The sequence below is a fragment of the Novosphingobium rosa NBRC 15208 genome (assembly GCF_001598555.1).
Classification (GTDB): Bacteria; Pseudomonadota; Alphaproteobacteria; order Sphingomonadales; family Sphingomonadaceae; genus Novosphingobium; species Novosphingobium rosa.
On record NZ_BCZE01000012.1, the window covers coordinates 36,400 to 60,140 of the forward strand.

Here is a 23,741-nt window from a genome sequence, read left to right on the forward strand (position 1 = left end):
TTCATCCTCTGTGGCGGGTTTCCACCAGATCGAGTTCGCGCGTCAGCTTGCGGGCGATCTCGCTGCCGATGCGGCGTTCGCGCAGCAAGTCGTGCATCAGCTGGCGCTGCGCCTTCACCGCCACCAGATGCAGCGTGCTGACCAGCCGGGCCCGGTTGCGCAGGGTCTGGGGGTTTTCTTCGCGCAGGCCCTCGATCCGCTCGCGATAAGCGTCCATCACTTGCCCGCCGACCTCGGCATAGAGATCGGCCTGAGAGCCGGTGTCGCTCCAGTCCTTCTGCTGCTGCTCGACGGCGCGGATGGCGGCTTCGGCCAGCGCGATGCGGGCGCTGTCCTCCTCGGCCTGCTCGGAGGGTTCGGGGGGCAGGTCCAGCCCCTTGAGCAGCACCGGCAGCGCCACGCTGGCCACCAGCATCGAAAGCAGGATGACCCCGGCGGAAAGGAAGATCGCCAGATCGCGGGCCGGGAAAGGGGTTCCATCGTGCAGGGTCAGCGGCAAGGTCATCACGCCCGCCAGCGTGATCGCGCCGCGCACCCCCGCAAAGGACATGGCGAGGATCAGCCTGATCTGCGGCTTGGGGGCGCTCACCCCCTGCCGCCGCCGCTTGAGCAGCGTGAGCTTGAGCGATACCATCACCCACAGCAGCCGCAGCCCGGCCAGCGCCGCCACGATGATGATGGTGTAAAGCCCCAGCCACCACGGATTGTCATGGCCGGTGATCGCCACCGTATGGCGCGCATCGCCAAGGATGGCGGGCAGTTGCTCGCCCAGCAGCACGAAGATCACGCCGTTGAGCGTGAACTGGATCATGTCCCATACCGAATTGCGGCGCATGCGCGTGGCGGCCATGGCCTGCCGCGAAATTTCGGCGAAAGTCATCGTCACCCCGGCACTGACCGCCGCCAGAATGCCCGAGGCATGGAGATGCTCGGCCAGCTGATAGGCGCCGAAGGGGATCAGCAGGCTGACGAGGATCTGAGCGCCGATGTCCTCACCCCAGCGGCGGGTGAAGCGGCTCATCGCGAAGGAGACGCCCAGCGTCACCGCCACGCCCGCCGCCAGACCGATGCCTGCCGTCCACAGGAAACTGAGGATCGCGCTGCTGGCCGAAAAGCTGCCCGTCAGCGCGGCGGCGACGGCAAAGCGCAGGCAGACCAGACCCGAGGCGTCGTTGAGCAGCGATTCCCCCTCCAGAATATGCATCAGCCGCCGGGGAAAGGGCACGCGCGCGGCAATGGCCGAGACCGCGATGGGGTCCGTGGGTGAAATCACCGCTGCCAGCGCCAGCCCCACCGCCAGCGGCATGGCCGGGATCAGCCAATGGGCCAGAAAGCCCACGCCCAGCACCGTCATCAGCACCAGCCCGAAGGCCAGTTCGGTGACGGTGGCCACATCCTTGAACAAAGCATCCTTGGGAATGCGCCAGCCATCGAGAAACAGCAGCGGTGGCAGGAACAGCAGCAGGAAAAGATCGGGATCAAGCTCGACGCGATGCGAGGCGGAAAGGCCGATCACCGCCCCCAGCAGGATCTGCACCAGAGGCGTTGGCACGGAAACCGGCAACATGCGCGAAACCGCGCCGCTCACCACCACGGCGAGCAGGAAAAACAATACGATCGATACAATTTCCAAACTCTGTCTCCACGCGCAGCGCTCCTACCTTAGGGGCAGGCCAAGGCTGGTTGCAAGGCTCGGCAGGCGTCAGTTTCGGCCTTCAGCGCGCCTTTGAGACATAAGTTCGGCGATAGCGGGGCTCGGCACGATGTTGACCGGCGCGATCTGCTCGGTGCGGCGGCGCGAGAGCGCCTCGGGCATTTCGCGGCGAATGTAATCCATCATGCCTTCGCGCAGGCCGCAGCGCAGATCGAACAGGGTCGGGCCATCCTTGGCGCTCATCAGCAGGCGGATTTCCAGAACCATCTCCTTGCAGTCGGTCACCTGAAGCACCTGAGCGCGCCGGTCCCACAGGCGGTGCGCCTCGATCTGGCGCGTGTATTCGGCGCGTAGTTTGGCGACATCGATGGTGTGATCGACATAGAGCATGACCGTCCCCAGCAGCTGGGACGTGGTCTTGGTCCAGTTCTGGAAGGTTTCCTCCAGAAAGCGGTTGGTGGGCACCACCAGCCTGCGCTGGTCCCACAACACCACCACCACATAGGTCGTGCGAATTTCCTCGATCCGGCCCCATTCGCCATCGAGGATCACCACATCGTCGATGGAGATCGGCTCGGTCAACGCCATCTGGAAGCCCGCGATCAGCGCCTTGAGCGCGGGCTGGGCCGCCGCGCCCACCGCCAGCGCCGCCAGACCCGCCGAAGCCATCAGCGTGGCGCCCACCTTCGCCACCCCCGGCACCGAGAAGAGCATCAGCGCCACCACCAGAAAGACGATGACGAAGGTGATGATCCGCCCGAAGATGCCCAGCCTTGTGCGCCGCCGCCGTGCCTGCCGGTTGTCCTCCACGGTGATGTCGGCGTGGAGCGTCATCGCCTCGACCAGCGCGTTGAGGATGGCGATGGCGATCCAGCCGGTCAGCAGCGGCATGACGAAGCCGGAAATGCTGTCCCAGAAATCCTTGAGCGCCGGGGCCTGCCGCGCGGCCAGCACGATGCCCAGCGCCACAAAGGCCCAGCGCGTGGGCCGCCTGATATGCCTGACGATGATATCGTCCGACTTGCTGGCGGTGCGCGATGTGATCCGCTGCAGCACGCGGAAACTGATCCGGTGGATCGCCAGAGCAACCAGCGCCCCCGCGCTTCCCGCCACCAGCGCGAGAAAGCCTTGCCGCATCCATTCGGGAAAGCCGTTCAGCATATGGATAAGGTTATCGATCATGCCCCACAAACGTTGCTGCGGCGCAGCAGTTTCCGCCAAACGACCGGATGATGCAGAAAGCTGATGAAATGCAAGGGCATGAAGCCTTTGTCGCCGGTCGACCGGGGCGCGCTGGCTAGGCAAATGCCCGTAGCGATGTAAAATCTTGTGTTATTTAAAAAATCTTTACCAGAGCGCCCCGATGGGGATGCGGAACTGTTTGTAATCCGTGAGTTATCCCTTTCATGCGCCTCCTCATGTGTCTGACGCAACAGCATAATCTCTGGCTGGTGGGTTTGGCCGCCATTCTCTGTCTCGTCGGCTCGATCATCACCTTCGGCCTGTTCCGCCGCCTGCGCTATGCCGAGCGCAGCGCTGCTCCGGCCTGGATCTTCATGGGGGGCGTGGCGACGGGGGCCACGATCTGGTGCACCCATTTCGTGGCGATGATGGCCTATCGCCCCGGCGCTTCGGTGGCTTACGAGCCGTTGCTGACCGGCCTGTCGCTGGTGCTGGCCATTCTGGGCAGCGGGCTGGCGCTGTCGATCGCCGCGCGTGAGGGGCGCCGGTCGGGCGAACTGGGCGGGGCGATCTTCGGTCTGGCCGTCACGATCATGCATTACACCGGCATGGCGGCCTTCGCCGTGCGCGGCGTGGTGCGGTGGGATAACGCGGCCATTGCCGGATCGGTGCTGGGGGCGGTGGTGCTGGGCATGCTGGCCTTCCGTCAGGCCCGCGACGCCGGGCGTGACAGGCCGCTGCATGGCGCGGTGGCGCTGATGGTGGCCAGCATCGTGGTGCTGCATTTCACCGGCATGGCGGCGATGACCATCGTGCCTTTCGCGCCACTGGGCGGGCAGCTTGACGGCAATGACGCGACCGTGGTGATGGCCTTCGCCACCGCCGGGATCGGCCTGCTGATCCTTGGCACCGGCGTGTCCAGCCATGCGCTGGATCTGCAGGCGCGCGCCGAGGCAAGGCGCGGTCTCGATGAACTGCTCGAAGGCAGCGTCGATGGCATGGTGGTGGTGCGTGAGGGGGTGATCCTGGCCGCCAATGCCGGTTTTGCCGCTCTGGCCGGCGTGCCTCAGGAGGTGATGATCGGCAATCCGCTGGAAAACTGGCTGCCCGATCTCGACACGGCCTCCGTCAGCAGCCTGACCCAGCTCACCATGGGCAGCGCGCATCAGATCGACATTCCCGTCGAGGTGGCGCTGCGCCGTGACGAAAGGCGCAAGCCCGCCCATCTGATCTATGCCGTGCGCGATCTGCGCGCCCGTCTGGCGCAGGAGAAGCGGATCGCCCATCTGGCGCGCAATGACAGCCTGACCGGCCTGCCCAACCGCGCCTCCTTCCTCGACTGGTTGGCGCGCCAGACCGCGCCGGGCAGCGCTCAGGGCAATCTGGCGCTGCTTTCGATCGACCTCGACCGCTTCAAGGAGGTGAACGATACCCATGGCCACGCCGTGGGCGACCGCCTGCTGATGCATATCGCCGCGCGGATGAAGGCCACCTTGCGCCCCGGCGAATTCGTGGCGCGTCTGGGCGGCGATGAATTTATCGCCCTGATGCCCTTGCCGGAGCACGATGCCGTCCTTGGTCTGGTCGATCGCCTGCGTGAGGCGGTGATCACCCCCATGGACATCGACGATGGCAAGATCTCCTGCGGTTTGAGCGTCGGCGTGGCGATCTGGCCTCAGGATGCCGAAGAGGTCTCGACGCTGATCAACAACGCCGATCTGGCGATGTATCGCGCGAAATCCTCGATCTCCACCGATGTCTGCTTCTATGAGGAGGAGATGGACAAGGCCGTGCGTGACCGGCGCCGGATGGTGAAGGAACTGCGCGAGGCGCTCGACAATGAGGAATTCAGCCTGCACTGGCAGGTTCAGGCCGCGGTCCGCACCGGTGAGATCACCGGTTACGAGGCGCTGCTGCGCTGGAACCGGCCCGATGGCACCTCGGTCTCTCCGAATGAATTCATCCCGTTGGCCGAGCAATGCGGTCTGATTCTGCCGCTGGGCGAATGGGTGCTGCGCACCGCTTGCCGCGAGGCCGCCGGCTGGAGCGAGAAGCACAAGATCGCGGTGAACCTCTCGCCGGTGCAGCTGGCGCATGTCGATCTGCCGGGCTTCGTGCTTCAGGTGTTGCTGGAAAGCGGGCTGTCGCCCTCACGGCTGGAGCTGGAGATCACCGAAACCGCGATGATCACCGATCTGGAGCGCACCACCCATATCCTGCGGCAGCTCAAGGGGCTGGGGATCGGCGTGGCGATGGATGATTTCGGCACGGGCTATTCCTCGCTGTCCACGCTGCGGGCCTTTCCCTTCGACAAGATCAAGCTGGATCGCTCCTTTATGACCGAGCTGGATCAGGAACCGCAATCGGCGGCCATCGTGCGGGCCGTGCTGGCGCTGGGCGAAAGCCTGAGCATTCCCGTGCTGGCCGAGGGCGTGGAAACCGTGGAGCAACTGAACTTTCTGCGTGAGCAGGGCTGTCAGGAAGCGCAGGGCTACCTGCTGGGCCGCCCCACGCGCATCACCGAAAACCTCGCCGAGAACGGCAACCGGCTGGCATGGATCGAACAGGCGCTTCCCGAACAGGGGCAACGGCCCCGCACGGCGTAATGATTTGAAAGCTGAGCGACGCCCGCGTTATTTTTGCGGAAACAGCCGGTTCCAGCGTGCATCCAGCGTGGCTTGCGCATGGTCGGCCTTGACCCGCGACACCAGCGAAACGCCGCGCAGCGTCACGCTGTGGCCGCCCAGCCAGCGACCGGCGATGCTGTAGCCGATGTCGTAAATCGCCACATCCTCATGCGGCTCGCCATCGACCAGAAAATGGGTGGTGATGGCGACCGGCAGGCGTTCGTCGCCACGGCTGTCGTCGGGCATATTGGCTTGCCCGCGCGCTGTCTTGAGCGCGCTTTCGAACCATGTCGCCTCGATGCGTGGCTCGCCGGTGGTCTGGGCCGGAGAAGCACCCAGCGCGGTGGGGAAAGCGATCTCCTGGCTCTGCACCGACTGGTCGGGCGAGCCGGGCTTCAGCACCAGTTCGCTCTTGCCCGAATTGATGGCGACCAGCAGCAGCGTGCCCGCCCGCGCCGAGGCCTTGGCGGCATCGGCATGCTTGACGGCATCGCTGTCGTGGCGCTCGCTCCAGTTGTTCCACAGGGTGAGTGCCGAGATGATCACCGCCACAACGGCCAGCACTTCGCCCAGCGTGATCCAGCGGCGCCGGATCGCGGCGGCTTCGGCGGCGCGCACTTCGGCCTTGGCCTCTGCCTTGGCGTGGGGACGGTTTTCGGATGACGAGTCGGAGCGGGGTTGGTCAGTCACGGCGCCGTGAAATCACGCGGCGCGTTTGCCGTCAAGCGCGCGTCATGCTCAGCCGAAGGAAACGCGGGGCAGGGGTGTGATCGCCGCGCTTTCCACCCGGTTGCGGCCCCGTGCCTTGGCCTCGTATAGCGCGCGATCCGCCGCGGCGAGCAGGGTGCCCAGATCGTCTTCGGCGCTGGTCTCGCAGTGTTTCTGGCCAATCGCCATTTCGGCCAGACCGATGCTGACCGTGGCGTTCACCGCAATGCCATGGGCGGTCACCGTCGTATGGCCGCCGAAATGCTGCACCACGGCCTGACCGATGCGGCGCGCCTGCATGATGTCGCAATCGGGCAGCAGGGCGGCGAATTCCTCGCCGCCGATGCGGGCCAGAACCGCTTCGGGGCCAAGCTGCTTGCGGGCGATGCGGGCGAAGCTGCGGAGCACTTCGTCGCCGGTGGCGTGGCCATGCCGGTCGTTGATCGCCTTGAAATGGTCCATGTCGAAGGCCAGCAGCGAGAGCGAGCGATGCGCGCCGCCCAGCAGCCGTGCGCCCTGCTCGAAAAACCACCGGCGGTTGCCAAGGCCGGTCAGGTAATCGGTCAGCGAGGCGCGGAGCAGCCGGTCATGGGCTTCCTCGCGGATCAGGGTCAGCAGCGCCATGGGCAGCACCACCGAATAAAGCACGCCGCCATACATCGTCACCGCACTGGCCATCGCCATAAAGCCGGGGCCAAAGGCCTGAGCCAAAAAAGGCAACAGCAGCGCCCGCCCGGCATAGAGCAGCGCATAGCTGGCGGTGGTGGCCACGATCACCCGCCGCGCCCGCAGATGCTTGAGCGGGCGGCAGAGCATGATCTCCCGCGTGGTGGCGGCGCTGACCAGAGCGATGGGCCCGGCCGAGACATAATCCCACACCATCCCCTGCCAGCGCGTTCCCGCCACGCACCACATGACTGCAATGCCGGCCAGCAGGGCGCCGGAGGCGATGCGATGCCGCCGCCCGTTCAGCGTGGCAATGCCCTCGAGAATCAGCAGATAGCCGCTCATGATGATCAGATTGCTGGTGGCCGCGCCGTAGATGCCCGGAAGCATCTGGCGATGCGTTGCGGCAAGGCAGCCTGCGGCCAGGGCCGTGTAGCCCGCGGTCCAGAAGGCCAGAGCGCCGCTGCGTTCGGGGCGAATTTTGCGTTCCCACAAGGTCATGGCCGCACTGACCAGCAGCGTGCCGATGACAAGGAGATAGAGCGTGGTGAGGTCGACGTGCATTGCCTGGGCCGTTGGGGGATGGCGTGTAAGCCATACCTTGGCGCAGAGAATGAAATTAAGCGTTAAATTCCGCGAGCTTTTACCGTCCGCGCGAAAACGGACCGCCGAAAGCCTCTGGCCTTACGGAAAGTTCAGGCTTTGAGAGCGTTCGATGCGCGATCGCCACGACGCGCCGGGCGCCGTGGCGATCGCTGTCAATCGAAGCGCTTAATGGCCCGACTGGCTGGAAGAGGCGTGATGCTCGGTCTTGGTGACCGTGGTATGCACGGCGGCGCCGGGCGCGGGCTTGGCGGCGGGGGCGGTCACATGCTTCTTCACATGCACCACCTTCACCTTGTTGGTCGAGACATTGCCGGGAACCTCGGTGCTGGTGCGCGTGCTGTGCTGCTCCTGCGTCTCATGGGTGACCTGGGCCGAGGCAGGCGCGGCCATGCCAGCGGCGGCCAGAGCCAGACCGGTGAGAGCCGTGGCGGTGAGCTTGCGATCAATCCTCATGAAATGTCCTTTCGGCTGGAGGTGTCGCTATGAAAGAGCCGATCGGGTTAATTGATCCATCAGGCAGGAGTTTTGAAGAAAGGAGAAGATGCGAGGGTCCAAGGCGAGCGCTTGTCGCGAGCGACAAGCTGGGGCACCCTCGCGCTCCCTTTACTTGTCGGCGTGGGCGCCAGGGGTTCGGCGGCGAATTCGATCGCAGCGCCGCAGGCTGCAAAAAAAGATGGCATAGCCTGTCGCCCTAGACTGCCTGCCTGCGGCGCATTGGTGAAGAGGACAAGCGATCCGCCAGGGCGCCACTGCCGTTTCGTCGGAAGACGTTATGGGAGCGCGAGGGGGTAACCCCCTCGCACCTTCTTTTTATCCCCTTTGCAGCCCTCAAGCCGCTTCATCGCGGAATTCGATCGGGCAGGCGCCTGTCGCGCAATCCAGATGCTCGCGCGCCACATCCTCCGACAGGCTGCTGCGCTGGATCGCACGGGCGATGCGTTCGAACTCGGCCTTGGCGACGGGTTCCTCGGGCAGATATTCGTAGGCCGTCAGATCGTCGGACTGAGGCATCACCGAGCAGGCGCGGACATGGGGCTGGTGCTGGCGCAGCATGGCCTGAAACAGCGGGAAGCTGGTCTGGCCGGGGCGGTATTTCAGCGTGTAGCTGATCTGGTTGCCATAGGCGGGCGTGGATTTGCTGCCCTTTTGCCAGTCCTGGCCGGTGAAGCCTTCCAGCCAGAAGGCCTCGCCCAGTTGCAGCCAAAGGAACTGGTCCTCCATGCTGGCCTCACTGGCGGTGACGAGGTGCGGTTCGATCCCGGCCAGCGTGGTGATCAGCGGGGCCGTCGGGAAGCCGACGATGGTGTGGCCCTTGTAGACCTCCAGCTTGCGGACAGGATAGCCGGCCTTGGCGTAATCCTCGACCAGCGGATCGTCGTCGCGATATTGCACCCAGCGCAGGTAGCGCAGCATGGAGGGCAGGTGCCAGCCCTCGGTCAGGCCGAACAGCTTGGAGACCGAGCCGGAGGGCTTGATGGTGGTCATGGTGTGCGGCACGCCGACGCCCAGGGTTTCGGCATAATCAACCGCCTCGGCATGAACCGCGCGCGACAGCGAGCCAAGGCTCTCCCAAAAAGCCGCCGCACGGATGGCGGGCGAGGCTTCGGCCAGATCGCTTTGCGCGGTTTGCCGGTAACTGTCGAAATCCGGGGCGATCAGATCGCGGAAGCCCACCTGGAAGAACTTCCATGCGAACTCATGCACGCCCGTCAGCCCCACGCCGATACGGTTGGTGCGGCGCACCTCGGCGGCATAGAGGCTGTCCATCAGATTGACGCGCATCAGCGCCCGCGTGGCGGCGCGCACGGCCTGATGGGCTTCCTCCAGCGTGTCGCAATGGAAGGGGGTGACGTCGGCGATGACACAGAAGGCGCCCAGCACACTGAGCACGATCTCGCCGCAGGGGTTGACGATATAGCCGTTGCTTTTGCTCGCCGTGATGCGGGCGAGGCGGGCCAGATAAAGCCGCGTCTCATCCTGCACGCTGTAGCGGTCAGAACCGACGAAATCGCCGCTGCGGAATACGGCGGCATCCAGCCCGGCATCGTTTTTCACCAACTGGTCTTCGTTGATGAAGCCCGGCTCGCCGGTGCCGTCGCCATAGGCGCATTGCGCCGCGCGGCTGAAGACATGGCGGGCATGGCGGCTGCGCTGGCTGTTGTAATCCGGGTCATCGGCGGGCAGTTCCACCCGCCGCCAGAAATCGGCGTCGACCGTGATGCTGTTGTTGCTGGACCACAGGAAGGCCATCGGCGGGAAGGGGCTGCTTTCGCGCAGCGCCACGACCTCTTCCATCGAAAGACCATCATATTCGATGGGCCGCTTCACCTCGATAAAGTCCACCGCCTCCAGATCGGACCAGTGCTTGGTGGACATGCGCGCGGCGCGGCGGGCGCCGCCCACCAGCACCGGCTCGGCCAGATAATGGTCGATGTAGAGCGTCTGGCGCCAGGGCGAGAGGCCCGCGCCCTTGATCTTGGCGATCTTCTCGAAGGCGTTCATCAGCGGCACCGGGCCGGAGGAGGGGCGGCCCTGCATGCCCATGATCGGCTCGCCGCGACCGCGCACGGCCGAGAAATCCAACACCAGCAGGCTGTCGCGGAAGACCTTCTGATAGGTCATGATTTCCAGCTGCTCGACGGCCTGCGCCCAGCCCTCGCGCGTGTCGGGCACATTGAACCACACCACATTGGCGCCCTTGCCGTAGAGATGCCGGGCATCGCGCACCGAGGTGTGCTGGGAGGGATCGAAATCGGGATGGGCATCATCCAGTACCACGCGGATGGTGGGCATATTGTCCCAATTGGTGAGCATCAGATCGTCGTCATAGCAGCGGCCCACGCCCGATCCGTTAAGCAGCAGATAGAACAGCGCGAAGGAGGTCGCCGCGGTGCTGCAGTTGGTGAAGACCTCCTGCGGGCGGTTGATCTGGTTTTCATCGCCCTGCTGCAGGTGTCGGCCCGACATCAGCACGGCGCCCTTGGCGATCAGATCGCGCAGGCCTGCCGCTTCGGCATCCCGCGTGGCGGCATCCGCCTGCACCAGCGCCAGCAGCGAGGCATTGCCATGGGCGACGCGCCCGGCCAGCTCTCCCCAGCTTTCCCACCGCGTGGGCGGCACCATGCCGCGATGCGCCGCATCCGGGCTGAGACTGGCGGTAAAGCCACTGTTGCCCAGCGCCACCAGCCATGCCTTGAGGTCGGGATCCTTCGGGTTCAGCGCGATCTCAGGATCGAGCAGGCTTGCGGCCTCATCGGTGAGAATGCGGCGCAGATAGGTCCGCTCGGCCACCGCGACACCCATGCCCGGATCCAGCGGACGAAAGCTTGAGGCCGGGCTTGGGCGCATGGGGTATCTCCATCGATGGGGCAGTGGGGGCCGATCATTCAGAGCGGAGTATCTATATATGGATTGATGCTGCGAAATTCTACACAACATATTGATATATTCCTGATCCGAAACCCGGCGAAGCAAAAGTCGTCAGGGGCCGGAGCCATGGCGATGCATTCCCGTTGGCAGATAGCCATTGATCCGGCAGATAAGCAGGGTTAGCGCGCAACGCCCCCCAACAATCCGGATCATGATTTTGGCCGAAGCATCTCCCGATCGCAAAGCATGGTTGAACGAAACGCTGCGCAAGCGGATCGTCAGCATGGAACTGGCCCCCGGCGCGGTGGTCGACGAGGTTTCGATCAGCGAGGAGTTCGGCCTGTCGCGCCCGCCGGTGCGCGAATTGATGCGCCAGCTGGCGGCGGAAGGCTATCTGGAGCTGGAGCCCAACCGGCCCGCCCGTGTGTCCGCCATGAATTACCAGAGCCTGCGCGGCTTCTTTCTGGCCGCGCCGCTGATCTATGTCGCCACCACCCAGCTCGCGGCGGCCAATGCGACAACACAGGAGATCGCGCAGCTCAAGCAGATCCAGCGCGATTTCCGTCAGGCCATCGTCGAGCAGGATGTGGCCAATCGCGTCGTCCACAATGACCGGTTCCATCTCCAGATCGGCAGCATGGCGCACAATGACTATCTGATGCCCAGCCTGCGACGGCTGCTGATCGATCATGCCCGCCTTGGCATGACCTTCTATCGCCATTCTCCTTCGCCCGAGATGCAGGGCGTGCAGGATGAGGCGGTGGATCAGCACGACCGGATCATCGCCGCAATCGAACGCCGCGATGCTCAGGAAGCCGGAGAGCTGGTGCGCGCCCATTGGGAGCTCTCCCGGCGCCGCATGGCCGATTATGCGCTGCCCGAAGGGCTCGACATCGCCCTGACCTGACCGGAGACGGGACCGGCTTGCCGCCACGCCCCTGTCCGGAAGGCCGTTCGTTCAATAGGTCGGTCGCACGCCTTTGACCACAGGCGCGGCCGGCGCCTGTGGCGCGGCTTGCGCATCAAGCAGGAAGGACAGGCCGGGCGTGTTCAGTTTCTCGACGGTGGCGTGATCGTCGATGATGGTGCGGCGCTCGTCTTTGGGATCGAACCTGACCAGGCGGATCGCCCCACCGGCCGCAACGCCCGTGCGGGCATAGCTGACGACCAGATTCTGCAGATCTTCCGAGAGTTTGCGGTCTCCCGCGCCCCAGTCGCGGGTTTTGCGGAAGACGTTGAAGGCCTCATAGGTGCCCAGCACATAGGGCACGTCGCCCATGTGATAGGCGCCTGCCGTGGCGGGGTCGAAATCGGAGAAGATCACGCCCGGCGTGAAGGGCTGAACCTTGGTGAACAGGTAGAGGTAGGCGGGTTGTTTCCCATGCGTGGCTTGCAGTCTGGCCCAACTGTAGGCGCCAAGGCCAAAGCCGCTGTCTTGCCCGATCCGCTCGGCTTGAGCCGCGGCAGAGGCATCGTCGCGCGCCGGCCAGAGTTTCAGGAATTGCGCTGCCTTTTCGCCATAGGCGGTTTGGGCGGCCTGCCGATAGGCGTTGAGGCTGCGGGCGGCGCGGATCGGCACGTTGGTGCCAAGGTCATTGGCCATCGCTCCTGTGATGACCGGCACATCGCTTTGCTGACCGGCCTCGAAGATATGCTGCACCGTATCGGGCAGATACCAGCCGTCGATGTTGGGGCCGATGCGGATGCCGCTCTGTTGGGCGGCGGCCATGATCTTGTCGAAGGAGATCTGGCGCATGGCCGCGATATCGGCGGCTTTCAGGGTCTGCTGGAAGGTCTGGCCGGTGCTTTCGGCCTGCGCCAGACTCGCCCCCATGGCATCGACAGGCCCGCCGCGCGTGGCCGAACCGCTCAGCCCCAGCACGCGGGTGAACAGCCCCTTGGCCAGCGGGCTGGCCTGCAGATTGTTGATCGAGATCGAGCCTGCCGATTGCCCCACCAGCGTCACATTGTCCGGATCGCCGCCGAAGGAGGCGATGTTGCGCTTCACCCATTGCAGCGCCGCGACCTGATCGAGAAAGCCCCAATTGCCGCTGGCATGATGCCCGCTTTCAGCGGTCAGCGCGGGATGGGCCATAAAGCCCAGCACGCCCAGACGATAGTTGGGCGCAACATAGATCACGCCCTTGTGAGCCAAAGGCGCGCCCGAATAGATCGGGCTGGAGGCCGAGCCCACGGTGAAGGCCCCGCCATAGATCCACACCACCACCGGCAGTTTGGTGCCCGGCCTGGCCTGAGCAGGCGCCCAGAGGTTGAGATAGAGGCAATCCTCCGAAACGCTTTCCTCACCGAAATAATGGTTGATGCTGGCCGAGCGCATCCCCTGCGGACATTGCGGTTTGAAGGCATCAGCATGGTAAACGCCCTGCCATGCCGCCACGGCTTGCGGGGCGCGCCAGCGGTTCTCGCGCACCGGCGGCGCGGCGAAGGGGACACCCAGATAGGCCTTCACCGCGCCGTCGATCATCGTGCCGGAGACCGCTCCGCTGTCGATGCTGACAGGATCGCCTGCCGCCGCCACCGCTGCCCCGGCATGAGCCTGAAGCGCCGGAACCAAAGACCCGCAAGCCAGCATGACGGCTGCGAAACGGCGTTTTGCGGAAAATCTCATGCAGTGATCCTTGAAAGGGTGATCGGGGCGCGGTGAGGGAGGCGTCAGTCTCGCGGGCCCTTGCCGCTGATCATGCCCGGCGCGCCCATGCCGCCACCGCCGGGCAGGGCTGCTGCCCCGGGCTTGTTGGCGGCCAGCCATGCCATCGCCCTGGTGTTGAAGGGTTCGAACTGCGTCTTGGCGGCAAAGCGCATGAACCCATCATTCTTCACCGACCATGCCGGCCAGCGCAGCGCCGGTGTCGAGGGATCGCGGTCGGCGGCAAAGGCCACCAGAGCATCGGACATGGTGCTTGCCAGAGTGCGGTCGGTCGCGGTCCAGTCACGGGTGTGGCGGATGGCGTTGAAGACATCCAGATTGTCGAACCAGTAGATGATGTCGGCATTGTGATAGGCGCCGATGGTGGCCGGATCCTGATCGCCCACCCGCACGCCCGGGGCATAGGGATGCTTGCGGTCATACATCGAGATATAGACCGGCGACTTGTTGTATTTCGCCTGAATCACGCCGCATTGGCGCGAGTTGTAGGCAATGGCGGCTTCCCGCGCGATCTTGGCGGCGGTGGGCGCAACGTCGGCATCGCTCCTCACCGGATAGAGCTTGAGGAAAGCATCGGCCTTCTCCCCGTAATATGTGCGGGCGAGGTCGCGATACTGCTCCACCGTATGGGCGGTGTAGAACAGGCCTGCGGATTCTCCGCTGTTGAAATTGGCCAGCACGGGCACGTCGCTCATGGCGTGGCTGCTGGCGGCCTCGGGCTTTTCCTGGGTGAAAAAGTAGCCGTCGAGGACCGGCGTTGCCTTGACGCCGCCGGTGTTGCTGTAGCCGACCTGCGTTTCGGCCTGCAGGCGGATCAACTGGTCGGCGGCGATGTAGCGCAGATCCTCAAGGGAATTGGCGCCAAGCCGCTTCTGGATCTCCAGCCCGACTTTCTCGCCATCGGCCAAACTCGGCAGAGTGCCGGTGCCGATGCTGCAGGTCGAGGACATGAAGGCCCCCGAAAACAGCCCTTTTGACAGCGGGCTATGCATCTGCGCGCTGACCGATCCCGCCCCCGCCGACTGGCCCGCGATGGTGATCCGCTCCGCGTCTCCACCAAAGCGAGCGATGTTGTCATGCACCCAGCGCAGGGCGAAACTCTGGTCGAGATAGCCGTAATTGCCGGAGTGGCCGCCCTGCTCCTTCGTCAGTTCCGGATGGGCCATCCAGCCCAGAATGCCCAGACGATAGGCGATCGTCACATAGACCACGCCCTTTTTCGCCAGATCGGCGCCATCATACATCGGGCTGCCCGCCGAGCCGATGGTCGATCCGCCGCCATAGATGAAGACCACCACCGGGTGCTTTTCGGCGGGCTTGCTGCCGGGTGGTGCCCAGATGTTGAGATAGAGGCAGTTTTCGGAGGTCGGTTCCTCGCCGAAGTAATTGTTGATGTCATGCGGGCGCAGCACCTGCATGCATTCGGGCATCTTGCGGTCGGCGTTGTAGACGCCGTTCCAGCGGATGGGCTGCGGCGGCTGCCAGCGCAGATCGTAAAGCGGCGGTTTGGCGAAGGGGATGCCCAGCCAGGCCTTCACGCCGCCCTCCAGCACCGCGCCCGCCACGGCGCCCGAGGTGGTCTGCACCGGCGAAACAGCTTCCAGCACCTGTGCCTGCAACGAGGTGGAAAAGAGGCAGAGCCATAGGCTCGCCGATGTCGCAAGTCGCTTGCGACGGGTTTGGGTGGTAACCATACGGTTCATCCTCTCTCTCCTGTCACCGGCGCGATTTTTTCTTCGCTCTCAGTGATGATTTATCCGATTTTTGCGCGGATCAAATCTTGAGGGAACTATTTCGTACATTATTTGGCATGTCAACGCACATATCGATTGCAGTCTGGCAGGCCTGCGATCAACTCGGGGAAAACCTCGGAGCCGCAATGGACGGGGCAAGGATGAAAGGTCTAGCGCCGCGCCGATGAGCATCATCGCCACCATCATGAATTCGGCCACCGGCCAACCGATCCAGAAAATGACCTTCGGGCGCATGCCCAAGCCATGGGTCAGCTTCAACCTCGCCAGCGGGGAACTCGTCACCGCCGACCGGGTGCATGTGGGCAAGCCCGCGCCGGGCAAGTTCGTGGCGCCGGTCGAGGTCTGGGTGACGCCGAAGGGCTAAGCCTTCAAACCTTCCAGCAGGGTCTTGAGGGCGCGAAGATCCTTTTCGACCAGCGCGGCATCGCGCTCGAAAGCTGCGTCATCCATGCCGGGCTGGCGGAACAGGGTGAAAACCGCCAGCGTGCCGCTGCCATTGGCGATCATCCGCAGCGGAATGTAGATTTCGGGCTGGCGGGGCAGCGCCACCCAATGGTCCAGAATGCCATAGGGGTTGGGCGGGCTGAACAGCACGCGCGCCTCGCCCTGAGGGGTTTTCGCCACCCACGCGGGCCCCTCCTGATGCAGGGACGAGGCGAAACCGGCAGCCCAGCGGGGGAAGTTCTCTGGCTGCCTGGCGAAGGCATAGGCCTCGTCAAACCCGCAAGCGATGATCACCGAGATCGACCGCGCGGGAAGCGGATCGAACAGCGTCGGATCATGATCGATGGGGGCATGGCGGTTCATGGGGGCTCCATCCTGTGCGTGGCGGCGGACATACAGTTTGCTACGTAAAAGGCTGGGAGGAAAGGCTGTTCCCATGTTTGCCGGATGGGCGATATGGAATGGTCCCCAGATGGGGTGTAGCGCAGGCTGCGCGGAAAATTTGCTTAAAGCCCGGTAACCATGGAACCTTTTGGTGGCCGCGCTGTTTTATGCCGGTGGTTCAGGGAAGACCGGGGATATATGCGCAGAGGCCAGAAAGCCGAAAACCGGATCATTGTGCCCCGGATCGATCGCTTGATCTGTTGACGGTCGATCAATCTTCCTAGCATATCCCGCGCCTGTTGCCCCCCCGGCTCGGCAAAGCCATTGTCCGCCAAGCCTTCCTTCCGAAAGTCTCCATGACAAACAAGCCTGCGCCCGCCAGCCTCAAGCGCAAATCTCTGGCGGACCCTGTCGTGATGACCGGCCTTGTCGCCGTTCTGCTGTTCTTCCTGGTCGTGGGCGGCGTGGCCTGGTACAACATCCGCACGCTGAAGGACGACAATGAGAAGATCATTCACTCGCATGAGGTGATGATCACGCTCGATGAGCTGCTCTCCAGTGTGAAAGACGCCGAGACGGGCCAGCGCGGCTATCTGCTGACCGACAGCGACCGCTATCTGGAGCCTTACAATGCGGCGGTGTTGTCGCTGAAATCGCAGATCGCCGATCTGCAGGATCTGACGCGCGACAACCCCCGCCAGCAGGGCCGGATCGGCGCGCTGAAGGTGCATATCGAGGCCAAGCTGGCCGAATTGCGCGAAACCATCATGCTGCGCCAGACCAGGGGCGAGGAAGCGGCTTTGGCACTCGTGCGTTCGGATCGCGGCAAGGCGGAGATGGACACGATCCGCGCCCAGCTGGCCTTGATGGCTCAGGAAGAGGCGAGCCTGCGCCAGCAGCGCCTCACCGAAATGGAAGCCGCTTATGAGACGGCGCTGGCCAGCGGCATCCTGTCCGGCCTGCTGGGCATGGTGCTGACCTTCGTGGTGGGCCTGCTGGTGGTCCGCGCCACGGCGGCGCGCCAGCGGCAGGATTGGTTGCAATCCGGCCAGATGGGCCTGTCCGCCGCCATGCAGGGCGATCAGCGCACCGAGGAGCTGGGCGAGAACATTCTGCAGTTTCTGGCGCGCTATCTCGATGCCCATGCCGGGGCGCTGTTCGTCCGCTCTGGCGGGGAGTATCGCCGGGTGGCGAGCTATGGCGTCCCCGCCGACGCGCCGCTGCCAGACCGCTTCGGCCCGCGCGAAGGCCTGCTGGGGCAGGCTGCCGCCGAGGGACGGCCCATCGTTATCCGCGATGTGCCCGAGGGCTATCTGACCATCGGTTCGGCGCTGGGGCGTGACCGGCCGCGCGATCTGATCGTGGCGACGGCGGGCTTCGAGGGCGGCGTCAATGCCGTGATCGAGCTGGGCTTCATTCACAAGATGGACGATCTGGCGCTGGCCTTGCTGGACCATGCGGGCGAGGCCATCGGCGTGGCGGTGCGTTCGGCCGATTACCGCAGCGAATTGCAGGATCTGGTCGAGGAAACCCAGCGCCAGTCCGAGGAATTGCAGGTCCAGAGCGAGGAGCTGCGCGTCTCCAACGAGGAGCTGGAAGAGCAGAGCCGCGCGCTGAAGGAGTCGCAGGTGCGGCTGGAGCAGCAACAGGCCGAGCTGGAAACCACCAACGCCCAGCTGGAAGAACAGGCCCAGCAGCTCGAGGTGCAGCGCGACGATCTGGCCCGCACCGCCAGCGCGGTTCAGCTCAAGGCGCGCGAGCTGGAGCAGGCCAGCCAGTACAAGTCCGATTTCCTCGCCAATATGAGCCACGAACTGCGCACGCCGCTCAATTCGCTGCTGATCCTGGCCAAGCTGCTGTCGGACAATCCGCTGGAAAATCTGACCGTCGAGCAGGTGAAGTTTGCCCGTACGATCCAATCCTCGGGCAGCGATTTGCTCAATCTGATCAACGATATCCTTGACCTCTCCAAGATCGAGGCCGGGCATGTCGAGATCCGCCCCGAAGCGGTGGCGGTGGAGCGGCTGGTCAAGGAGGTTCAGCAGACCTTCGATCCCGTTGCCCGCGAACGCAAGCTGGAGTTCGCGGTGGAGGTGGCGCCCGAATGCCCGCCGCTGATCGAGACCGATGCCCACCGCCTGCAGCAGGTGCTCAAGAACCTGCTCTCCAATGCCTTCAAGTTCACCGAGCAGGGCAAGGTGGATCTGACCATCCGTCGTGCAAGTGAGGGGCGTGTGGCTCTGGCCGTGCGCGACACCGGTATCGGCATGACGCCCGAGCAGCAGCAGACCGTCTTCGACGCTTTCCGTCAGGCCGATGGCACGATCAGCCGCAAATACGGCGGCACGGGGCTGGGCCTTTCGATCTCGCGCGAGCTGGCGCGGCTGCTGGGCGGCACGATCAGCCTGCGCAGCGCGCTGGGGCAGGGCAGCACCTTCACGGTCGAACTGCCCGTCACCTATGATCCGGCGGCGGTGGTCGCGCGGCCGGATCGCGCCGCCGCGCCGGCAGTTGAGCCGGTGGTCAGCGAGCCTTCGGCCCAGACACTGACGCCTGTCGCCCTGCCGCGCAAGCTGGAGGATGATCGCGATCATCTCGATGCCGACGCGCCGGAGGCCACGCGCCGCATCCTGCTGGTGATCGAGGATGATGAAACCTTCGCCGGCATCCTGCGCGATCTTTCCCGCGAAATGGGCTTTCAGGCGCTGGTTGCCAGCACGGCGGAGGAAGCGCTGGCGCTGGCGCGGCAACATATGCCCAGCGCCGTGGTGCTGGATGTGGGCCTGCCAGATCAGTCCGGCCTTTCGGTGCTGGATCGCCTGAAGCGCGATGTCGAGACGCGTCATATTCCGATCCATGTCGTCTCGGGCAGCGATCATGCGCAGACGGCGCTTTCGCTGGGCGCGGTGGGCTATATGCTGAAACCCGTGAAGCGCGAGGATCTGGCCGAGGTGCTGCGCCGGCTGGAGGCCAAGCTTTCGCAGCGCATGCATCGCGTGCTGGTCGTCGAGGACGATGCCGTGCAGCGCGATGCTGTCGAGCGTCTGCTGGCCTCTCAGGACGTGGAAACGGTGGCGGCGGGCACGGCTGCCGAGTGTCTTGATCTGCTCAAGGTGCAGACCTTTGACTGCATGGTGCTGGACCTGTCGCTGCCCGATGCCTCGGGCTATTCGCTGCTGGAAACGCTGAGCCGCGAGGAGGCCTATTCCTTCCCGCCGGTGATCGTCTACACCGGGCGCGACCTTTCGATCGACGATGAGCAGAAGCTGCGGCGCTACTCCAAATCGATCATCATCAAGGGCGCCAAATCGCCCGAGCGCCTGCTCGACGAGGTGAGCCTGTTCCTGCATCAGGTCGTCTCGGACCTGTCGGACGAGCAGCAGAAGATGATCCGCAAGGCGGCGCATCGCGACGCCATCCTTGAGGGTCGCCGCATTCTGGTGGTCGAGGACGATATCCGCAACGTCTATGCGCTGACCAACATTCTGGAACCGCGCGGCGCGGTGGTGGAGATCGCGCGCAACGGGCGTGAGGCGCTGGAGGTGCTGGACAAGGCATCTGCGCAGAATGAGATCGCCATCGATCTGGTGCTGATGGATGTGATGATGCCGGTGATGGACGGTCTGGCCGCCACACGCGCCATTCGCAGCAATCCGGCGTGGAAGGCGTTGCCGGTGATCACCCTGACCGCCAAGGCCATGCCAGACGATCAGGAGCGCTGCATCGAGGCGGGGGCCAATGACTATATGGCCAAGCCGCTGGATGTGGACAAGCTGCTGTCACTGGTGCGCGTCTGGATGCCGCGATGAGCGAGGAGCCTGTGAGCGGCGGTCTGCTCAGCGAGCGCGTCGAGGACATAGAGATCCATCTGCTGCTCGAAGGGCTGTACCGGCGCTATCACTATGATTTCCGCAATTACGCGCAGGCTTCGATCAAGCGGCGGCTGAGGCAGGCGCGCGAACAACTGGGTTATCGCAGCATTTCGGACCTTCAGCATGATGTGCTGCATGATCCCGATATGCTGCCGCGCCTGCTCTCCTATCTGACGGTGCAGGTCAGCGAGGTGTTTCGCGATCCCTCCTATTTCAAGGCGATCCGCGAGAAGGTGATCCCGCATCTACGCACCTATCCTTCGTTGCGCATCTGGATCGCGGGCTGCAGCACGGGCGAGGAACTCTATTCCTTCGTCATCCTCTTCCGCGAGGAAGGGCTGGAGCAGCGCACCCTGTTCTATGCCACAGACATCAATCAGGACGCGCTGGCCAAGGCGGAAGCGGGGATCTACGACCTCGAACGCTTCAAGCTGTTCACCGAGAACCACCGCAAATCGGGCGGAAAATCCTCGCTCTCGGACTATTACACCGCCGCCTATGGCAAAGGCGCCTTCGACAAGAGCCTGCGCAACCGCGTGGTCTTTTCCGATCACAGCCTGGTGACGGACGCGGTCTTTGCCGAGATGCATCTGATCTCCTGCCGCAATGTGCTGATCTATTTCGACCGGCCCTTGCAGGATCGCGCGGTGGGTCTGTTCAAGGACTCTCTGGCGCGCAAGGGCTTCCTTGGACTGGGCTCGAAGGAGAGCCTGCGCTTTTCCGAACATGCTGGCAGCTTCAGCGAACTGGCCCCCGGCGACAAGATTTACCAAAGGCTGGATCGGTGAGCGATACGGTGCCTCAGGCTATCGTCATCGGCGCTTCGGCGGGCGCGCTTCAGGCGCTGTCCGCCCTGCTGCCGCTGCTGCCCGCGGACTATCCGCTGCCGATCCTGATCGTGGTGCATATCCGCCCTGATCGTGACAGCGTGCTGGCGCACCTGTTTCAGTCCAAATGCGCGATCCGCGTGCGCGAGGCCGATGACAAGGAACCCATCCAGCCGGGCACCGTCTATTTCGCCCCGCCCGATTACCATTTGCTGGTCGAGCAGGATCACACGCTGTCGCTCTCCAGCGAGGAGCCGGTGTTCTTTTCGCGCCCTTCCATCGATGTGCTGTTTGAAAGCGCCGCCGATGCCTATGGCGAGGCGCTGACCGGCATCGTGCTGACCGGCGCGAATGAGGATGGCGCTGCCGGATTAAAGACCATCGTCGATGCGGGCGGAACGGCCATTGTGCAAGAGCCGCAAGGTGCCTATGCCACGGCCATGCCCGAGGCCGCCATCGCGCGCTGCCCGCAGGCCAAGATAATGACAATCGAGGATATTTCGGCCCATCTGCTTGATCTGGGCCGCAATCATCCGGGAAGGAACAGTCGCTCATGACCCCCGTCAGCTTTCTTCTGGTGGACGATCTGGAGGAAAATCTCCTCTCGCTCGAAGCCCTGCTGCGGCGCGAGGGGCTGGTGCTGCTCAAGGCCCGCTCGGGTGACGAGGCGCTGGAATTGCTCCTGAAGCATGATGTGGCGCTGGCGCTGGTCGATGTGCAGATGCCGGGGCTTTCGGGTTTCGATCTGGCAGAACTGATGCGCGGCAGTGAGCGGACCCGCCATGTGCCGATCATCTTCGTGACGGCAGGCAATGCCGACAGTCAGCGTCGTTTCCGCGGCTATGAGGCGGGTGCGGTGGACTTCATCCACAAGCCCATCGAGCCCGATATCATCCGCAGCAAGGCCGAGGTCTTTTTCGAACTCTACCGCCAGCGCCAGCAGATCGCCGCTCAGCGCGACGAGTTGAAAGCCCGCAGCGCCGCTCTGGAAGAGGCCGACCGCCGCAAGGATGAATTCCTCGCCACGCTGGCCCATGAATTGCGCAACCCGCTGGCGCCCTTGCGCCACGGTCTGGATGTGCTGCGTCGCAATCCCGACAATCAGAGCGCCACGGATATCCGCGCGATGATGGACCGGCAGCTGACGCAGATGGTGCGGCTGATCGACGATCTGCTCGATGTCTCGCGCATCAGCCAGGGCAAGATCGAACTGCGCCGTGAGCGTATTCAGGCCGAAGAGATCGTTCGCCTCGCGCTGGAAGCCAGCCGTCCGCTGATCGAGAGCCATGGCCACAGCCTGTCGGTCGATCTGCTGCCTCAGGGCATCTGGCTCGATGCCGATCTGACGCGCATGGCGCAGGTGCTGGGCAATCTGCTCAACAATGCCGCCAAATACACGCCGACAGGGGGCAAGATCGCGGTTTCCCTGCGCGCGGAGCAAGGCGAGGCGGTGATCGCCGTCAGCGACAATGGCCTCGGCATTCCCGAGACGATGCAGTCACAGATTTTCCAGCTTTTCACCCAGATCGAGGATCACTCGGTTCATGCCAAAGGTGGGCTGGGCATCGGTCTGGCGCTGGCGCGGCAGTTGGTGGAGATGCATGGTGGCTCGATCGAGGCGCGCAGTGGCGGCGCCGGGCAGGGCAGCACCTTCACCATTCGCGCGCCTTTGGTTTCAGCCTTGCCCGGCGCGGCGCCATCCGATCAGGCCGAACAGAGCCCTGCCGAGCGCCCGCTCAAGGTGCTGGTGATCGATGACAACGCCATGATCGCCATGAGCATGGGCTGGATGCTTGAGGAAATGGGACACGATTTTCAGGTGGTCAACGATGGCCGCGAGGCGCTGGAGGCCGCGCGCGATTACAAGCCCGATGCGATCCTGCTCGATATCGGCCTGCCGGTGATGGATGGCTATGAGGTTTGCCGCGCCTTCCGTCAGGACCAGCAATTCCGCGAGACGCTGATCGTGGCGCAGACGGGCTGGGGGCAGGATCGCGACAAGGAGCTGGCGGCTCAGGCCGGGTTTGACCATCATCTGGTCAAGCCCGTGGCCTATGATGCGCTGGAGAAGCTTCTGGTTCAGCACGCCATGCCGCGCCAAGCCCAGCCTTCTTAATGCCCGCCTGACCGTAAGGTCATATCCACCAGCGAGATCACGATCTCGAAGGCGATCAGGGCGATGATGGCCAGCTCCAGCCGATAAGCGCGCTTGTCGCGCACGATATCGAGGAGCACCTCGGCCACATCGCCCAGCGCGACGAACTTGCGCTCCAGCACCTCGTGGCGCTCGTCCAGCTCGTATTCGTCCTCAAGGCGGGCGTAGAGGCGGTCCAGCTCGGGACGGTCCCAGAGCAGGTCGGGCCGGTCATTGGCCTGAGCGCTGCCCATGATGCGATGGCGCGCGGCCAGCGCATTGCCCACCAGCTGCATTGCCTGCTTGATCGGCAGCCGCGCCTGCCCGTTCTCGCGCAAATCACCGACCAGAGGGCTGATCCGGTCGAAGGCACCGGCCACCAGAATTTCGTCGCGTGACAGCATGACGCTGCGCGCCAGCACGATCGCCACCAGCAAAAAGCGCTCCGTGCTGGCGTCGAGCAGCTGGATCTGCCCGTCGGCGGCGATCTTGTCATTACCACCCGGCTTGACGACCAGCGTGGTCATCTCCGTTTCGGGCACCTGCTCCAGATCGATCGTATGGGGCAGCAGCAGGCTGTCGGGATCGCTTTGCGGCCTGTCCTCATCGGTGATCGAGACCACCACGCCATCGCGAAACACGATGGTCAGCCCCTCGCGCGCCGTCCACGGCGGGGACAGCGCCTCTTCGGAGACATGACGCGTATCGATGCGCTCCCCCAGCAAACGGGCGCTGAGCAAAAAGCGCGAGGCTTCGGGAACGTCCCCCAGCAGAACGAAATCAGGAAGGCTGGCGGATTTGGCAAGAGCCATGAACAGATCGCTCCGAGTGGTAAAGGCTCCGCCC

The 23,741-nt window shown here is 64.2% G+C and carries 17 protein-coding genes; 7 read left to right on the plus strand and 10 right to left on the minus strand.

Going from position 1 to position 23,741, the window contains the following annotated elements:
- Position 1 precedes the first annotated feature (1 nt).
- The gene (locus tag SR3_RS05700) at positions 2 to 1,633 is read right to left on the minus strand and encodes a Na+/H+ antiporter (protein WP_068082035.1); all 1,632 of its coding nucleotides are present in this window, start codon (positions 1,631 to 1,633) and stop codon (positions 2 to 4) included.
- A gap of 69 nt (positions 1,634 to 1,702) precedes the next feature.
- Positions 1,703 to 2,836: a mechanosensitive ion channel family protein gene (locus tag SR3_RS05705; RefSeq protein WP_068082036.1), complete on the minus strand. Its 1,134-nt coding sequence runs from the start codon at positions 2,834 to 2,836 to the stop codon at positions 1,703 to 1,705.
- A gap of 236 nt (positions 2,837 to 3,072) precedes the next feature.
- On the opposite strand from SR3_RS05705, the gene SR3_RS05710 reads away from it, so the two are divergent.
- Positions 3,073 to 5,442, plus strand: a complete 2,370-nt coding sequence (locus tag SR3_RS05710; RefSeq protein WP_245653789.1) for a bifunctional diguanylate cyclase/phosphodiesterase — start codon at positions 3,073 to 3,075, stop codon at positions 5,440 to 5,442.
- Between the two features lie 27 nt (positions 5,443 to 5,469).
- On the opposite strand, the gene SR3_RS05715 is transcribed toward SR3_RS05710, so the two are convergent.
- The 4 genes from SR3_RS05715 to SR3_RS05730 all read right to left on the minus strand — a co-directional run bounded on the left by SR3_RS05715 (position 5,470) and on the right by SR3_RS05730 (position 10,791).
- Positions 5,470 to 6,153 carry a hypothetical protein gene (locus SR3_RS05715; protein WP_245653790.1) on the minus strand — a complete coding sequence of 228 codons (684 nt, stop codon included), beginning with the start codon at positions 6,151 to 6,153 and terminating at the stop codon, positions 5,470 to 5,472.
- Positions 6,154 to 6,201: 48 nt separating this feature from the next.
- Positions 6,202 to 7,401, minus strand: coding sequence for a GGDEF domain-containing protein (locus tag SR3_RS05720; protein ID WP_068082039.1), 1,200 nt, complete (start codon positions 7,399 to 7,401; stop codon positions 6,202 to 6,204).
- 207 nt (positions 7,402 to 7,608) lie between these two features.
- Positions 7,609 to 7,896, minus strand: a complete 288-nt coding sequence (locus SR3_RS05725; protein WP_068082042.1) for a hypothetical protein — start codon at positions 7,894 to 7,896, stop codon at positions 7,609 to 7,611.
- A 375-nt stretch (positions 7,897 to 8,271) separates the two neighbouring features.
- Positions 8,272 to 10,791 carry a hypothetical protein gene (locus tag SR3_RS05730; RefSeq protein WP_068082045.1) on the minus strand — a complete coding sequence of 840 codons (2,520 nt, stop codon included), beginning with the start codon at positions 10,789 to 10,791 and terminating at the stop codon, positions 8,272 to 8,274.
- Between the two features lie 238 nt (positions 10,792 to 11,029).
- Between SR3_RS05730 and SR3_RS05735 the strand changes: the two genes are divergently transcribed.
- A complete protein-coding gene (locus tag SR3_RS05735; RefSeq protein ID WP_218018760.1) occupies positions 11,030 to 11,719 on the plus strand; it encodes a GntR family transcriptional regulator in 690 nt (229 codons plus the stop codon).
- Positions 11,720 to 11,770: 51 nt separating this feature from the next.
- Here SR3_RS05735 and SR3_RS05740 read toward each other — a convergent pair whose 3' ends face one another.
- Together SR3_RS05740 and SR3_RS05745 are read right to left on the minus strand one after the other, a co-directional pair.
- Positions 11,771 to 13,441 (minus strand): carboxylesterase/lipase family protein, encoded by a 1,671-nt coding sequence (locus tag SR3_RS05740; protein ID WP_084455004.1) that lies wholly within the window; start codon positions 13,439 to 13,441, stop codon positions 11,771 to 11,773.
- A gap of 44 nt (positions 13,442 to 13,485) precedes the next feature.
- Entirely contained in the window at positions 13,486 to 15,183 is a 1,698-nt protein-coding gene (locus SR3_RS05745; RefSeq protein WP_084455006.1) for a carboxylesterase/lipase family protein, read from the minus strand.
- A 214-nt stretch (positions 15,184 to 15,397) separates the two neighbouring features.
- Between SR3_RS05745 and SR3_RS05750 the strand changes: the two genes are divergently transcribed.
- Complete coding sequence (locus SR3_RS05750; protein ID WP_084455008.1) at positions 15,398 to 15,598, plus strand: hypothetical protein; 201 nt, start codon at positions 15,398 to 15,400, stop codon at positions 15,596 to 15,598.
- On the opposite strand, the gene SR3_RS05755 is transcribed toward SR3_RS05750, so the two are convergent.
- Complete coding sequence (locus SR3_RS05755; protein WP_068082058.1) at positions 15,595 to 16,041, minus strand: SRPBCC family protein; 447 nt, start codon at positions 16,039 to 16,041, stop codon at positions 15,595 to 15,597. The genes SR3_RS05750 and SR3_RS05755 overlap by 4 nt on opposite strands.
- 437 nt (positions 16,042 to 16,478) lie before the next feature.
- Between SR3_RS05755 and SR3_RS05760 the strand changes: the two genes are divergently transcribed.
- Genes SR3_RS05760 through SR3_RS05775 form a run of 4 tightly spaced genes read left to right on the plus strand, consistent with a single transcriptional unit; the run spans position 16,479 to position 22,877 of the window.
- Positions 16,479 to 19,871, plus strand: coding sequence for a response regulator (locus SR3_RS05760; RefSeq protein ID WP_068082286.1), 3,393 nt, complete (start codon positions 16,479 to 16,481; stop codon positions 19,869 to 19,871).
- The gene (locus tag SR3_RS05765) at positions 19,868 to 20,722 is read left to right on the plus strand and encodes a CheR family methyltransferase (protein ID WP_068082066.1); all 855 of its coding nucleotides are present in this window, start codon (positions 19,868 to 19,870) and stop codon (positions 20,720 to 20,722) included. The genes SR3_RS05760 and SR3_RS05765 overlap by 4 nt, the downstream gene beginning before the upstream one ends.
- Positions 20,719 to 21,318: a chemotaxis protein CheB gene (locus SR3_RS05770; protein WP_068082071.1), complete on the plus strand. Its 600-nt coding sequence runs from the start codon at positions 20,719 to 20,721 to the stop codon at positions 21,316 to 21,318. The genes SR3_RS05765 and SR3_RS05770 overlap by 4 nt, the downstream gene beginning before the upstream one ends.
- Positions 21,315 to 22,877, plus strand: coding sequence for a response regulator (locus SR3_RS05775; RefSeq protein ID WP_068082079.1), 1,563 nt, complete (start codon positions 21,315 to 21,317; stop codon positions 22,875 to 22,877). The genes SR3_RS05770 and SR3_RS05775 overlap by 4 nt, the downstream gene beginning before the upstream one ends.
- Here the strand turns inward: SR3_RS05775 and SR3_RS05780 are convergent.
- On the minus strand, positions 22,874 to 23,707 hold the full coding sequence (locus SR3_RS05780) for an RMD1 family protein (RefSeq protein ID WP_068082083.1): 834 nt from the start codon (positions 23,705 to 23,707) through the stop codon (positions 22,874 to 22,876). The genes SR3_RS05775 and SR3_RS05780 overlap by 4 nt on opposite strands.
- Positions 23,708 to 23,741 lie beyond the last annotated feature (34 nt).